At 65.1% G+C, this 14,095-nt stretch carries 9 protein-coding genes; 5 read left to right on the top strand and 4 right to left on the bottom strand.

Annotated features, from left to right (window positions below; translation table 11 throughout):
* Positions 1–3: 3 nt before the first annotated feature.
* Complete coding sequence (locus R2N16_RS18490; protein WP_316667303.1) at positions 4–1,590, top strand: glycoside hydrolase family 28 protein; 1,587 nt, start codon at positions 4–6, stop codon at positions 1,588–1,590.
* Between the two features lie 150 nt (positions 1,591–1,740).
* Positions 1,741–4,077 carry a TonB-dependent siderophore receptor gene (locus R2N16_RS18485; protein WP_316667301.1) on the top strand — a complete coding sequence of 779 codons (2,337 nt, stop codon included), beginning with the start codon at positions 1,741–1,743 and terminating at the stop codon, positions 4,075–4,077.
* A 16-nt stretch (positions 4,078–4,093) separates the two neighbouring features.
* Here the strand turns inward: R2N16_RS18485 and R2N16_RS18480 are convergent, their stop codons facing one another.
* The gene (locus R2N16_RS18480; RefSeq protein ID WP_102065745.1) at positions 4,094–4,495 is read right to left on the bottom strand and encodes a hypothetical protein; all 402 of its coding nucleotides are present in this window, start codon (positions 4,493–4,495) and stop codon (positions 4,094–4,096) included.
* 477 nt (positions 4,496–4,972) lie between these two features.
* Here R2N16_RS18480 and R2N16_RS18475 point away from each other — a divergent pair, with 477 nt between their 5' ends.
* From R2N16_RS18475 to R2N16_RS18465, 3 genes are all read left to right on the top strand, one after another.
* The gene (locus R2N16_RS18475; protein WP_316667299.1) at positions 4,973–6,250 is read left to right on the top strand and encodes a hypothetical protein; all 1,278 of its coding nucleotides are present in this window, start codon (positions 4,973–4,975) and stop codon (positions 6,248–6,250) included.
* Positions 6,251–6,325: 75 nt separating this feature from the next.
* Positions 6,326–7,504 carry a hypothetical protein gene (locus R2N16_RS18470; RefSeq protein ID WP_316667297.1) on the top strand — a complete coding sequence of 393 codons (1,179 nt, stop codon included), beginning with the start codon at positions 6,326–6,328 and terminating at the stop codon, positions 7,502–7,504.
* A gap of 127 nt (positions 7,505–7,631) precedes the next feature.
* Entirely contained in the window at positions 7,632–9,716 is a 2,085-nt protein-coding gene (locus tag R2N16_RS18465) for a leucine-rich repeat domain-containing protein (RefSeq protein WP_316667295.1), read from the top strand.
* Positions 9,717–9,805: 89 nt separating this feature from the next.
* Here the strand turns inward: R2N16_RS18465 and sctC are convergent, their stop codons facing one another.
* The 3 genes from sctC to sctT all read right to left on the bottom strand — a co-directional run bounded on the left by sctC (position 9,806) and on the right by sctT (position 14,081).
* On the bottom strand, positions 9,806–11,575 hold the full coding sequence (gene sctC, locus R2N16_RS18460; protein WP_180815221.1) for a type III secretion system outer membrane ring subunit SctC: 1,770 nt from the start codon (positions 11,573–11,575) through the stop codon (positions 9,806–9,808).
* Between the two features lie 65 nt (positions 11,576–11,640).
* Positions 11,641–13,077, bottom strand: a complete 1,437-nt coding sequence (gene hrpB, locus R2N16_RS18455; RefSeq protein WP_316667292.1) for a transcriptional regulator HrpB — start codon at positions 13,075–13,077, stop codon at positions 11,641–11,643.
* 131 nt (positions 13,078–13,208) lie between these two features.
* Positions 13,209–14,081, bottom strand: a complete 873-nt coding sequence (gene sctT, locus R2N16_RS18450) for a type III secretion system export apparatus subunit SctT (protein WP_316667290.1) — start codon at positions 14,079–14,081, stop codon at positions 13,209–13,211.
* Between the last annotated feature and the right edge of the window lie 14 nt (positions 14,082–14,095).

The raw sequence follows: 14,095 nt of genomic DNA, 5'->3' as shown, positions 1-14,095 counted from the left end.
GCAATGAAGCTCACCCCCTTCCTGGCTGCATTGGCAACGCTTGCCAGCACGACCGCAGCCCAGGCTGCCGATACCCCCGTTTCCACGCAATGGGGCACCGTCAGCGAACCGGCCCTGCCCGCCACCGTGTGCGGCACGCCGCTTGCCGCCGCCATCACGCCCGTCAATGGCTCGGTGGATGCGGTGGATGGCAATCCGTCCAACTCGCAGCCCGACACCAAGCGTATCCAGGCCGCCATTGATGCTTGCCCCGCCGGACAAGCCGTCAAGCTCGTAGCAGGCGCGGCCGGTGAAACCGGCTTCCTCTCCGGCCCGCTCAAGATCAAATCGGGCGTCACGTTGTGGATCGACAAGGGCGTCACGCTCTTCGCCTCGCGCAACCCGGCCGATTACGACAACGGCGTGGGCACCTGCGGCACGGCCACCACAGCCAACGACAAATCGTGCAACCCGCTCATCACCGCGCGCGACACGGTGGGCAGCGGCATCGTGGGTGACGGCACCATCGACGGGCGCGGCGGCAGCCTCGTCACCAGCGGGCCCAACGCCAACCGCCTCACGTGGTGGGACATCGCCTATCTGAACAAGACCAAGGGCCTGAACCAGCAGAACCCGCGCCTCGTGCAACTCTTCAATGGGAGCAATTTCACGCTGTACCGCGTGACGGTGCAGAACTCGCCCAACTTTCATATCGTGACAACGGGCACGGCTGGCGTCATCGCCTGGGGCATCAAAATCGTGACGCCGAGCCTGGCGTATTCCGTGCCCGGCTACAAGTGCGCCGCCGGCACCACGCCAGACCAAGTCACGCCCGCCACGTGCTTCACGCCCGAGACCGTCAAGAACACCGACGGCTTCGACCCCGGCCAGTCCACCAACGTGCTGCTGGCGTACTCGTACATCAGCACCGGGGACGACCACGTAGCCGTCAAAGCCAGCAGCGGCGCCGTCAAGAACCTGACCTTCGCGCACAACCACTTCTACTATGGGCACGGCCTGTCGATCGGCAGCGAGACCAACGCGGGTGTGAGCAACATGCTGGTGACAGACCTCGTCATGGACGGCAACGACAGCTCGGGCGGCGGCGGACTGCGTATCAAATCCGACGCCTCGCGCGGCGGCCACGTCGACAACATCGTCTACAACAACATCTGCATGCGCAACGTCAAGGCACCGCTGGTGTTCGACCCGTTCTACAGCAGCAGCAAAGGCAAGCTGTATCCCAACTTCACCAACATCGTGGTGAAGAACTTCCACGACACAGGCACCGCCAAGCTCAAGGCACGCACCATGACCTTCCTCGGCTACGAGGCCAACAAGCAGAAGCACCCGCTGACGATCACGCTGGACAACGTGGTCTTTGACGGCGCGCAGCCTGCGTTCGAGGGCGCGCACGATGGTGGCCCCGCCTCCCCCGCTGACGTGCACTTCACATATGGCGGCACGGGCCCGGTCAGCTTTGCGGGCAACATCGTCACCTCGTCGTCCAATGACGTCACGGTGAAGGGTGCGCCGGGCACAGCGGCGCCAGTGGACTGCAGCAATGCGTTCGTGCCGCTGAAGTCGGTGGCGCCCAGCTCGCCGATCTGACAGAGCAGAGAGTAACGCCGGGGCCACTCCATCCAGCCCCGGCCGAAAGGTAGCCGCCAGGAACCATGGACTAAGATGCCAAGCTCGCCGGCGTATTGCGTTCCGGGCCGTTGCCTGAAATGCGCCAACCCGATGCTTATGCCTTGATCCATGACATCCGTGGTCCGCCCCATTTCCAGCACTTTCCGCCGCTCGCCCTGCCGCCTGCGTCATCTCGCGGCCCTGCTGACCGCCCTATCGGTCATGCAGGGTGCCCTCGCGCTGCCCGAAGATGCGCCACACCAGTTTCGGATCGAACGTGCGCCGCTGGAACACGTGCTGATGGAGATCACGCGGCTGAGCGGGCACCCGCTGTCCTTCGCGTCCAATCTGGTGAAAGAGCGCGTAGCCGGCCCCATCAAGGGCACCATGACCGCAGCGCAGGCCGCGCGGGCCGCATTGCAGGACAGCGGGCTCGCGCTGGCCATCCTGCCCGACGGCACGCTCACCGTCGTCGCCTCCGACACCACCGGCAGCACGCGCACCGATGCCCAGCCGCGCAACATCGGCACGCTACCGCAGACAGAAGTGCATGCCAACGCAGACCAGGGCTTTGCAGTGTTTTCCACCAGCGCAATCACCCGCGTGGAAATGCCGATGACGAGCATGCCGAATGCCGTCAACACCATCACCAACGGCCTGCTGACCAGCCTGCGTCCACCGTCGCTGGCAGCGGCCCTGGCACAGACCGGCGTCACCTCGGTGCTGACCGATCCGACCGCGCCGCCGCTGTATGCCATCCGCGGCTTCATGACCGACACGATCTCGGTGGACGGCCTGCCCGACAAGCTCGCTTCACTGCGCCCAATGGAGGCGGTGGAAGACATCAACGTCATCAAGGGGCCGAATGCCGATGTGGCGGGTGTCACCATGGCGGGCGGCGCGATCAATGCCAACCTGAAAGCGCCCACCAAGACGACCCAACGCAGCGTCACCGTGGAAGTGGGCTCGCACGCAGAACGCAAGGTCGTGGCTGATCTGGCGGGGGCCATCGGGCCGAACGGGCTGTCGTATCGCGTGGTGGCGCTCAACGACACCACAGCCAACAGCGACGGCGGCTATGCAGGCCACCGCGTCAGCTACGGCCACGCTGCGCTCGGCTGGAGCAACAGCGCCACGGACATCACCGTGGGGGCAGAAACGCTGTCCAGCCGTCAGCCGATCCAACCGGCCACGTTTGCCTTGAACGGCGCCCCCGCGCGCATTCCTGCGCAAACCCCGCTCGGCAATGCGGACGACCGCGTGCAAGGCAACGGCACCCGGGTGTACTACACGCTCTCGCACAACCTGTCCGACGATTGGGCCGTGCATTCTCGCGCCAGCTATGAATCCGTGTCGGAAGAGTCCGTCCAATGGCACCTTGGGCCAGCGCCGGGCAACACCGTGCCGAACACCATGTGGGGCCTGGGCTATCGCACGGACAGCCACCTCTGGGCGCTCTCCAATGAGTTCACGGGCGCCTTGTCACAAGGCCCGCTGCGGCACACATTCACACTGGGCTGGGACGAACTTCACGAGCGGCAGGATCTGCTTACGCCCGGTGGCTACTCGCAGGCAACGCAAGACCCGTTTGCGCCGGTGCCGCTGCCGGCGGCGGTCTTCATACCTGGCATACGGCTATCGCAAACGGTACGGCAATCGATCTTCCGGCTGCGTGACCGCATTGCCATTGGCGAGCGTTGGGAGGTCTCGGCCTCCATTCGCGCGAACGACTACGTCGCCAAGCTGCCCCACGCGCAACTTCAAGGGCTGGCATGGACGCCGGCCGCAGGCGTGCTCTATAAGCTGACACCGCACACAGCGTGGTTTGCCGACTACTCGCGCGGGTTCCAGATCAACACGGGCTACTTCTACAACGGCAGTGCCATGCAACCCGAACGCAGCCGCCAGTTGGAAACCGGTCTGCGCTGGGAAAACACCGCGCACACGTTGACCGCGCAGGCCGCGCTTTATCGCATCAACGCAAACAACGTCAGCCTGGCCGACGTTTCGCACCCCGGCTACTACACGCAGATCACCAACCAGACCAGCGAAGGGATGGAACTGTCTGTGCAAGGCACGCTGGCCCCCGGCTGGGAGACTGCGTTGTGGCTGGCGCTGTCTCGTGTCTCAGGCACACTGCCGGGCGGCTTCCTGCCAAGGGCGCCCACGCGCGGCGGGTCACTGTGGACGACCTACACCGTGCAAGGCGGCGCACTCGCGGGCGTTGGCGCGGGCATTGGCGTCAACGCGCAGAGCGGTATCGACGCCTATGGCGAAACGCCATTCCGCCTGCCGGGCGCCGTGCGCGTGGACAGCAGCCTGTTCTGGCATCAGAAGCGATGGCGCATCGACGTGTTCGCGCGCAACCTCTTCAATATCCGCGCTTACGGCAACACGCTCACCAGCAACTTCATCCCCATCCTGCCAGGCCGCACGCTGGCACTGCGCGTGACGCACAACTTCTGAGCCGACGCGGCCCACGCTAGTTGATCAGATCCTTGGCGGCCTTGCTGCCTTCTTCCATCAGCTTGGCCAGCGTGTTGGCGCGGTTGAGCGAGTTCTGCATCTCTGCGCTGCGGATCATGGTGTCTGCCTGCATCTGCATGATGCGTTCCATGCGCGAGTCAGCATCCGCTTGTACGTGTCCGCCGGGCAACTCGGTGCGCGGGCGCCTCGCGGACGGTTGCGCGGCCACGTTATCGCCAGTCGATTCGCGCGTGCGCTTCTTGCCGCGCGCGGACAACGCGCCCAGCTCCCCCTGCGAGGTGCGTGCCGTGCGCTGCGGCCCCTGAGGCTGCGGCGTCGTCACCGGCGGCGTACCCGGCGCGTTGGTGGGGCTGATGTGTGTTTGGACGCTCGGTCCGCTGATCTTTGGCAATGGCATGGCGGGCACCAATCGATGAAGAACGCTTGCATGCTAGATAGACCATTGCAGCGCTCAACGCACGCATACGAAGGCGTGGTCGCACACGCGAAGCTTACACATTCACCCACATTCAGCCCGCGCCAAGCCTGCATTCCGCATGTCTTCGACTTCGCCTCGGCGATCAGGGCTTCGGCCCTTCCGGGTCGCATGACAGGCGGCATTCACTAACGTTCCACCAAAGTCGCCCGACGTGCCATTTCGCCTTGCGAGTGGTCTGTCGGCACGCGGCTGCCCGGGGCTGCGCGGCCCGGCACGGGCAGGACGCTTCGGGCCATCCTGGTCCAGCGACCCGAATGGGAATCGGAAGTGGTTGCCATGCCGGCGATTCTGCGGAACGCGGGCACGGTGGCGCGTCCCTCCTCCTTGCATCGACATCGCCACAGCCAGCGGCCTGGGACGGTGTCGGGCATCACGCCTGCCCTCTTGAGGTGACTCATGAACATGAAGGTCCAAGACAACGCTTCAATCAATATCTCGAACCAGTTCCAGCTCGACCAGCCCGGCCAGAAGTCGAACCAAGCGGAAAACCCGCTGCAACAGCTCGTGCAAGACATCCTGAAGGTGCTTGAGGCGATGCTGCGCAATGCCACTGCGCAAGGCAGCGGCAACGGGGGGGCTGGCGGTGGTGGCACTCCCGCTGGCGGTGGCGGTGGCCCCGCCTCAACGCAAGGTCCGTCCGGCAACCAGGGGTCGCAAGGCACGCAGAACTCGCAAGGCACACAAGGCGCCAACAAGGGCCAGCAAGTGGGCGATGACAACGGCGACTCCAACAGCCAAGACCCGCTGCAAGCGCTCATGCAATTGCTGGAGAAGCTGCTGAAGTACATGCAGCTGAGCGACCAGCTGCAGCACAAGTTCGACACCGGCGAAAGCGGCAAGGGCGTCGGCGGTGCCGGTGGTGCGGGTGGTGCAGGCGGCGGCCAGGGCAACAGCCTGAACGACATGCTGCAGATGCTCGACGACGTGCTGCAACTGATGCTGCAGCAACTGCAGGGTGGTGGCGCTGGCGGTGCAGGTGGCGCAGGGAGCGGCGCTGGCGGTGCCGGCGGCGGCTCCGGCGCAGTCGGCGGCGACGGCTCCGGCGCGGCGGGCGGCGGTGGCTCCGGCTCGGTCGGCGGGGATGGCTCGGGCACGACCAGCGCAGATGGCTCCAATTCTGCCGACGGTTCGAACAGCGCAGATGGCTCGAACTCCACCGATGGCACGGATGGCACAGGCGGCACTGACGGTTCGAATAGCACCGACGGCACCGATGGCACTAACAGCACCGACAGCGCCAACGGCGTCGACGGCAGCGGCCAGAACGGCAATGACTCGACGATCGAGAAACTGCTGAAGATCCTGGACGAACTGGTGCAACTGCTCGCCCAGCAGCAACAACTGCAGATGGCGGGCGGTGACCAGACGCAAGGCGGTGGCGGTGCTGGCGGTGCTGGCGGCGGTGGTGCCGGTGGTGCCGGTGGTGCTCAAGGCGCGGGCGGTGGCGGTGGCGGCGGTACACCGGCTGCGGGTGGACCTAACGGCGCATCGGGTGCATCCGGTACGCCGAACACCTCAAGCGCTGACGGCACGGACAGCACCGCCAACAACGCCAACAACCCCATGGCCGAGCTGGAGACCATCCTCAAGGACATGATCCAGGTGTTGCAGCAACTGCAGGCTCAAAAGGCCGGCGGCAGCGGCCAGCAGCAGAACCAGGTGCAGGGCACCTGACGCCGGACCTGCCGAGCCACTCATCCGGACGGCCCCGGTCGTCCATTTCTGTTTTCTCAAGCAAGGGGACTCATCATGAGTATCTTTAGCAAAATCAAGCACGCCTTTCAGCATATCGGGCACGACATTGCCAAAGTCGGCAAAGGCATCGCCCACGCGGCCGAGAGTGTGGGCAAAACGCTCGTCCACGACGTGGAGGCTGTCGCCAAGCAAACCCTGGCGATGACCAACGACCTGATCCACCTGCGCATCCAGAAAGCGCTGCACGATGCCGTGGGGGTGGGTGAAGCCACGTTCAAGGGCCTGCGCGATCTCAACACGGCCGGGTTCGACCTGGCCGAACAGTCGTTGAAGGACGCGCACCTGAGCAAGGGTCTGGACAAGGCGCTGAACAAGGTGGACAAAGCGCGCGGCTTTGTGAACGACATCGAAGACCGCACCGTCAAGAGCATCGGCGACAGCGTCAACGGTGTGACGGACGGCAGCATTGCAGCAGCCAAAGCCGCCGCGCATGGGCACTTGGGTGCGGCATTCAGCAACCTGGCATCGGCCGGTGCCAACGCGCTGCAGGTGGCGTCGGACCTCACGCCCGAGGGCCTTGCCGCCAGCGCGGCCGTGGCCACGCTACAGAAAACGCACCTGGGCGGCACGGTGGTCGACTCCATGGTGGAAGGCGCGCTCACGGGCGGCCGCAGCGGCATTAAGGACGCCGTCAAGTTTGCCGCCAAGGAAGGCGCCAAGGCCGAGGTGAGCGTGCAGGTGCAGAACCAGCTCGACAAGGTGAGCAACGGCAACGGCGCCATGCTGCTCGGTGCCGCAGCCGCGGGCGCCGGCGCAGCGGCGGACTTCCACGCCTCGCGCAAGGGCCGGCACGCCGCGCAACCTGAAGCCCCGTACACCGGCACGCAGCACTACACCGTCGCGCCGGAAAACGAGGGCACTGGCCGCAAAGGCAAGAAGAAGCACGAGGCCGAAGTCGACTCCAGCCAGGGCAACGGCAAGACCGGCAACGGCAACAACGCCACGCAGCCCAACACGGCCAATCCCGACATGCAGGACGCAATCCTGCAACTGCAGCTCGCCCAGCAGCAGTCGGTACATCAACGCATGATGAACTCCCTCAAGTCGAGCAACGACGACGACGACGATGAGGACGAGGACGACGTGACGTCCAAGGCGCCGATCACAGCCCAGCAGGGCCCTGGGTCGAGCAGCGGGACTACCGGCACGCCCTCGAACCGCAAGGCCGCATAAGCGGTCTGCTTCTGCTTCACCCGGCCCCGCGCGATGTTTGCGCGGGGCGAATGCTTTGGCGCCTGGCGCCTTGTCAAACAACAGCCGCGCGACACCATCGTCCGCGCAGCCATCTGCCTCGATCTCCATGCCCTCGATCAATCCGTTCCGGCGGGCCTCGCATGCCCCCGCACCCGATGCCACGCCACCGCGTGGCGGCGTTCCCGCCTATGCCACACCGGCACGGCAGGCGCCCGCGCAACAACCGCGCCGCCGCGGCCTTGCGGGGCTCTTCGGCCTGCGCCGCGCGTCCGCCCATGCCGGTGAAGCCCCCGCGGCTCGCCCCAACATCGCTGCCAGCACGCGCCCCGGTACAGCACGCACGGCACCGAACAGTCCGCTCCATGGGCTGGCCGCGGCGCCCGATAGCCCGTTGCAGGGTGCCGCCGCGCTGCATGTGCGCATTGCCGGGTCCGGTGTCCGTCAGGCGCTGGAACAATGGCACACGCAAATGCTGGCGCAAATTGCAGACTACCGACCGGCAAACCCGCCCCCTGGCTTCAGCGCAGCGCGTCAGCTCAACACCGCGCGAGACCACATCGAAGACGTGGCACGAGGCCGTCAGGAGTTCGCCAACGAGATCAGGTTGATGACGACGCCCGTGCTACGTCTGCCGGACATCGTTTCCGAAATCGCGCACCTCAAGGCACTCCACCTGTCGGATTGCGACCTTCGCGAGTTACCGCATGACCTGGGCAATCTCGGCATGCTCGAGACCCTCAAGCTGCGCAACAATGCGAGCTTGCACACGCTGCCCGATACGCTGGGACAGTTGAGGCAGATGAAGCACCTCGAGATCGTCGGAAGCGGCGTGCGCGAGTTGCCGTCCATGCACGGTCTGGTAAGCCTGGAGCACCTCGCAATAGAGCGCTCGCCCCTCACATGGGTGCCGCGCGACATTGGCAATGCTCAGAAGCTCAAGACCCTGTCCTTGGCGCATACCTACCTGCGCGATGTGCCTGCCAGCATCGGCAATCTGACCAAACTCACTGAGCTGAAGCTGGACAACAACCCTGGCCTGACCTCGATACCCGATTCCATCGGCAAACTGCGCCGCCTGAAGAAACTCGATCTCTCTCACTGCCCGCAGCTACGTACCGTGCCGGCTTCCATCGGCAACTTGCGCGACATCACCATCGATTTGCGCGGGTGCACGGGCCTCACCATGCAGGGCCTGCCGAAATCGCTCATCACCCCGATACCGGGCCGCAAGGTTCACTTTCCCGAACACCTGAGCAACGACATCGGCAAGGCGCGTGGCGAATGGGCCATGAAGCACGACCCCCGGCTTCAACTGCTGCACGCCGACATCGAGCGCAAGAACGATGAAATGGAAAACGCCGTCTTCGGCTCGGGCAGCGGCATGAACGACGCGCAATTGGTGTCGGTTGCGTTCCGGCTGAAGGATGCCCATGAAAGGCTACCGGAGATTCGAAACCAGGCCGTGCGCAACCCCCTGGCCCCGCAAGCCAACGAATCCGCCGCCATGCGGCAGGCATTGGCCGAGGCGTTCAACATGGAGCCCGATCCTGAGGTATCAAAGCGATTGCGCACTGCCGCACGCGCGTTGCCGCGCACGTTGCAGCATGAACTGGCCGACCTGGTGGCCTCCAGCGCGGGGCGCCAACTGGTGATCGCCATTGGCGAAAGCGCATTTGGCGTGCGCGGCAACAGCCGGCTGCAGCAGAGGCTTCCCGCGTTGGCGCACGGCATCGCAAGCCACCCGCAGATCAAGAACCTGCGCGATCAGGCACGACGCTTCCCATCCGCCAACCCATCGCACGAAGTGGCCGCACAGCTCACGCCCCTCGTCCAGCATCTGTGGAACGCGACACACGCCCAGGCCACACTCGACGCCCTGCCTGCGTCATTGCAGACGGAACTGAAGCCGTTGCTGGCGTCAGAGGCCGGCCGTCAACTCGTGCTGGATCTCAGCAAGGTCGCAGATGGCGCCAAAGGCTCGAGCGCCCTCAGGCGTCTTTTGCCGCAGTTGGCGACGCGGCTTGCGCAAGACCCTCAGACAAAGGCCCTCCATCGACTCGTACGGGCGGATCAAAGCGCCACCCCCGAGGAGCGCAGTGAGGGGCTGGCCGTGGCGCTGCTGCCCATCGCCCAGCAGCATTGGAATGCACTTCAGCGGGAGAACACGGCGGGCCCCTCCGAGCACCGCTAACCCCTAACCCGCTAGCCCACTCGTCGGCGCGCAAAACGAATAAAGCCTCCCAACGGGAGGCTTTACTTTTGGCGCATGGGCAATGCGTGCTACAGCGCCACCACTCGCGGGGTCAACAGAAACAACCGCTGAAACCGCTGCCCCGAAGTCTGGTCATGCCGGAACAGCGCGCCCAGCAGCGGAATCTTCGACAGCCCTGGCACCGCATCCACACCCTTGGTCTGCTGGTCCACCGAGTAGCCGGCAATCAGCAGGCTCTCCCCTTCGTTGATCAGCGCCTGGGTGTTGATCTCGCTCTTGTTGACCACCGGGAGGTTGCCGACCAGCTGGTTGGTGATCTGGCCGTCTTCAATGTGGATGTTCAGGCGGATGCGCGAAGTGCCGCCGTCCGTCACCACCATCGGCAGCACGCGCAGCGACACCCCCGCCGAGATGCTGTACAAGTCCGCCGATTGATACCCCGCCACCGGCACGTAGAAGTTCTGCTTGCTGTCCATCACGGCCTCCGTGTTGTCGAGCGTCGCCACCTTGGGGCTGGCGGTGATATGCGCCTGGTTGGTCTGCTGCAGCGCGCTGATGCGCGCCATCAGGTACCGGGATGCCCCGCCGATGACGGCAGTGAGCACCCCGCCGGTGGGTGTGGCCGCAATGGCCGCCGCCGCGTTGGCCGTGGTCGACACCGCGTCGAGCGAGCCCGGGTTGACGAGTTGCGTATTGGTGCCGTAGCCCGTCTGCAAATCGACGTGGCTGTTATGCAGGCGCCAGTCGACGCCGAGGTCTTCCAGCGCGGTCTCGCTGATCTCGATGATGCTCGCACTGATTTCCAGCACGGCCGGGCGTGTATCGAGCGATTCGATCAACGACTGGTGTGCAGCCATGCGATCGGCGCGGTCGCGCACCAGTACCGAATTGCTGCGCGGGTCTGCGTGGATGATCGGGGCGCTGCCACCGTCTTCCTGGAAGGCATCGGTGCGGCTGCGTGCGTCGCCCGCCGGAAGGGGCGCGGCAGCATTGCCACCCGCATATTGGCCAACACCGCCCGGCGGCAGCGGCGGCTTGCCGCCCAGGCCCGAGAGTGCGCGCGTGCCGCCACGGCCGGCGTTGGCTTCGCCCGGGGCGACGCTGTCGACCCGGCGATCACCACCGCGCGGCGCGGTCTGGTTTTCTGTGCTGGGCGCGTTGTTGGCGTACATGCTGTTGAGGATGGACGCCACGCCGCGAATGGTGATGCTCTGCCCGTCCACCACCATGGTGTGGTCGGTCGCCCATGCATAGCGCAATGGGAACGTGCGGACCACGGTACGGTTGGCGTCTTCGCGGCCGCGGTCAATCAAACGGGCGATGTCCTGCACCAGCTCAACCAAGCGCGGCGGACCAGACACCACCACGCTGCCCGTCTCGTCGTCATACAGCACCGGGAAGCGCGGGTCCGTCACGCCCAGACGCGTGAGCGCGCGCTTGACCTGCGCGGTGGACGCGCGTTGCAGCGCAATGGTGGCGCTCTGTGCTTCATTGGCCCCCGTCACGCGCAGCACCGCGCCGTCGTAGTACCACGCAAAGCCGAATGTGGCGGCCATGCGGTCCAGGAACTTTTGCGGGGCTTCATTGAAATTGCCCGTCACGCTGCCTTCCACCTGGGGCGAGACCCACGTCATGACGTGCTGGCTGGCGCCCAGATCACGCAGCACATCTTTCACGTCCTTGCGGTCGGCCACGTATTCAAACCGTTGCGACTGCCATGGGATGGCCGCAGCAGCGGCGCTGCCCGCCAACGACAGCGCCGTGACCACCACACCCATCAAGCGCACGAACGCCGCGCGCGCGCCGCTCTTCCGGCTCGTTGTTCGAGTCAGATGCATGATTGCACTCCGAGAGGATGAAGAAGACGGGCCGCGCGCGCACATGCGCGCGGCCCTTGTGCGGCTCAGCGCCAGACGGTTTCAGAGGGTGCTTCGTTGAACTGCTTGCGGTAGCCCTTGACCAGCGCCGAGCGGCTACGGATGCCCCAGCGCGATGCCGTGTCGATGATGTTCGAAGGCCCGCGGCCTTCGTCCAGCAGGTCGGAACGAATGCCTTCCAGGCGCAAGCGGCGGATGACCGAACTGGGCGACATGCCCACCGCGCTCTTGAAGGCGAGCTGCAGCGCACGCTCGGTCACGTTGATATGCGCGGCCACCTCGCGCGTGGTCAGGTCGCTGCGCTCGATGTTGTCGAGGATGTAGTGGTAGGCGCGGCGGTACTTGGCAGACAGCCGTGCGCTTACGTCGTCAGACGCGCGCGAGGCAGCCGGCGTGGCCTGGCTGACGCGGCGCACGCCGGGCGATTCGGTACGCAGGCAGCGCAGCGCGTCTTGCATGTAGGCGGTGTAGTACTTCAGCGCGCCGGCCGCATCGCCGCGCTGCGCGGCCATCTTGGCGCGGCAATACAGGTAGTCGAAGTTCCAGCGGCGCCCACCGAACGCGGTGTCGCGGTTGCAGATCTGGTCGAACACCTTGCCCGCCACGTCGTGCTGTTCACCACTCAGCGCGGCCAGCACGACTTCCACCTTCGTCTGCATCAACAGGCGGCTGCCCATGCGGCGCGATTGGCTCACGATGGCCATGAGCGGATCCACGCTGGTGCGATCGCCGTCGGCCATGCGGCGCAGCAGGCCCAGATACTCGGCGCGGCGTTGGATCATGGCGGGAATGGTCGCGTCGTGCTTGCCATTGCCAGCCCAGCCATCACGGCCGCCATGATGGTGCAGCAGTGCAGCCCCCACTTCGGCCGATTGCCAGAACGCGTGTTCCAGCAAGCGGTTGGAGCAGCGAATGCCGGATTGCACCGCAAACTCATAGACGATCAGATCGAGCGTGGCGAGCCAGCCGGTGTCGTTGCGCTCGGTTGCGATGGCGCGAGCGGATTGCAAGGCCTCGTCCGCCGCATCCTGCTGGCCGAGCTGATGGTGCACCAGCGCCAGGCCCATCATGCCTTCAATGCGCTGCGGCCACGTGGCGCCTTCATCTTCAGCCATGCGCGAGAAGCAGCCTGCCGCAGCGGAATAGCGATCGCGCAGCAACGATTGCCAGCCCGTGTTGCGGCACGACACCACGCGCAGTTGATCATCCGAATGGCGGATCAACCTTTGGGCGGTGCGGAAGGCTTCTTCGGCATCCTCATCGCACTCCAGCAGCATGGAGGCATCGGCCATGGCCAGCACGCCGGCGTAGTCGCTTGCATCCTTACCCTGCAAGCCACCGTGGTCATCCACCAGTTGATACGCGCGGTCGAAATCCTCCGCGAAGACAGCCTTCGCGTAGTCGGGCAGACGTTCGCGCGCGGCAAGCCCAGAGGCCAAGGCAAAGTAGATGTTTCCCAGCATGACGATGCTCCCGTGTGAGGTCATTGCGCCCGGCGTGGTGCCGGCAACTCGGTGGTGAATCTTCTAAGGACATCGTAAGAAATCACGGCACCAACAATCTCAACAAAGTTTCGTCACGCGCTGAACAATCCTCACCGCACTGGTTTCGTTTTTGACGACCTGCCGTCGCCCACCGTGTCGTCCGCCGGCTTGTCCACCAGACCGCTCTTGACCCTCTGCAGCAACTGGCTATAGGTGAGCGTGTCACGCACCTGGCTGGACATGGCCACTACCAGCGCCGTCACCATGAGAATCGCCACCACGCCCTTGATCGGCTGGCCGAGCGACGCCGGCTCCAGCTTGTCGGCCGCGCGCGAAAGCAGCCCGATGCCGGCATCGATGAGGAACAACGTCATCATCACCGGCGCGGCCAGCTTGACCGCCGTAGAGAAGATGGAATCGGTCTGCTGCAGCAGAAAACTCTGCGCCACGGCGCTCATGTCGGGCAACGTCGCGCCCAACGGCCACCAGTGGAACGACTCAAACAGCACGCCCAGCAGAAACAGCATGCCGCCCGCTGCATAGAACAATGTGACAGCAAGATTAAGGAGCGTATTGCTGATGGGGGTATTTTGGTCACCGCGCAGTGGGTTGCTCATCTGCACGTTGTTGAACCCCGCCATGTTGTCGATGATGGTGCCCGCCGTCTGCGCCACCCAGAACACCGTGGATGCGGCATAGCCTAGGCAAGCACCGAGGAAGATCTCCTTGCCCGCCAGCAGAAACCACCTGGCCGCGCTCAACTGATCTGCCACGCTGGGCGGCTGCGCCACCGCAACGATGATGGCGAGCGTGTACACCACGCCGTTGCGCACCATGCCGGGCAGCATCTGGTCGCTCGTGGCCGGCAGGATGGCGAAGACCGTCATGATGCGCACGCACGACAGCGCGAGCAGCGCCAGGATAACTTCCGCGCTTTCATCAACGGCGAACCACGCGTGCAAGACGGTATCGATGGATTCCATGCAGGTGTCTCGAT

The sequence above is a fragment of the Ralstonia psammae genome, assembly GCF_958405935.1.
Classification (GTDB): domain Bacteria; phylum Pseudomonadota; class Gammaproteobacteria; order Burkholderiales; family Burkholderiaceae; genus Ralstonia; species Ralstonia psammae.
This window is presented reverse-complemented; position numbering and strand designations above follow the sequence as displayed.

What these genes read in the sequence shown, in the direction of transcription:
- R2N16_RS18475 (WP_316667299.1), top strand. Translation starts at nt 4,973, where the DNA reads ATGAACATGAAGGTCCAAGACAACGCTTCAATCAATATCTCGAACCAG.
- R2N16_RS18470 (WP_316667297.1), top strand. Translation starts at nt 6,326, where the DNA reads ATGAGTATCTTTAGCAAAATCAAGCACGCCTTTCAGCATATCGGGCAC.
- R2N16_RS18490 (WP_316667303.1), top strand. Translation starts at nt 4, where the DNA reads ATGAAGCTCACCCCCTTCCTGGCTGCATTGGCAACGCTTGCCAGCACG.
- sctC (WP_180815221.1), bottom strand. Translation starts at nt 11,575, where the DNA reads ATGCATCTGACTCGAACAACGAGCCGGAAGAGCGGCGCGCGCGCGGCG.
- R2N16_RS18485 (WP_316667301.1), top strand. Translation starts at nt 1,741, where the DNA reads ATGACATCCGTGGTCCGCCCCATTTCCAGCACTTTCCGCCGCTCGCCC.
- hrpB (WP_316667292.1), bottom strand. Translation starts at nt 13,077, where the DNA reads ATGCTGGGAAACATCTACTTTGCCTTGGCCTCTGGGCTTGCCGCGCGC.
- sctT (WP_316667290.1), bottom strand. Translation starts at nt 14,081, where the DNA reads ATGGAATCCATCGATACCGTCTTGCACGCGTGGTTCGCCGTTGATGAA.
- R2N16_RS18465 (WP_316667295.1), top strand. Translation starts at nt 7,632, where the DNA reads ATGCCCTCGATCAATCCGTTCCGGCGGGCCTCGCATGCCCCCGCACCC.
- R2N16_RS18480 (WP_102065745.1), bottom strand. Translation starts at nt 4,495, where the DNA reads ATGCCATTGCCAAAGATCAGCGGACCGAGCGTCCAAACACACATCAGC.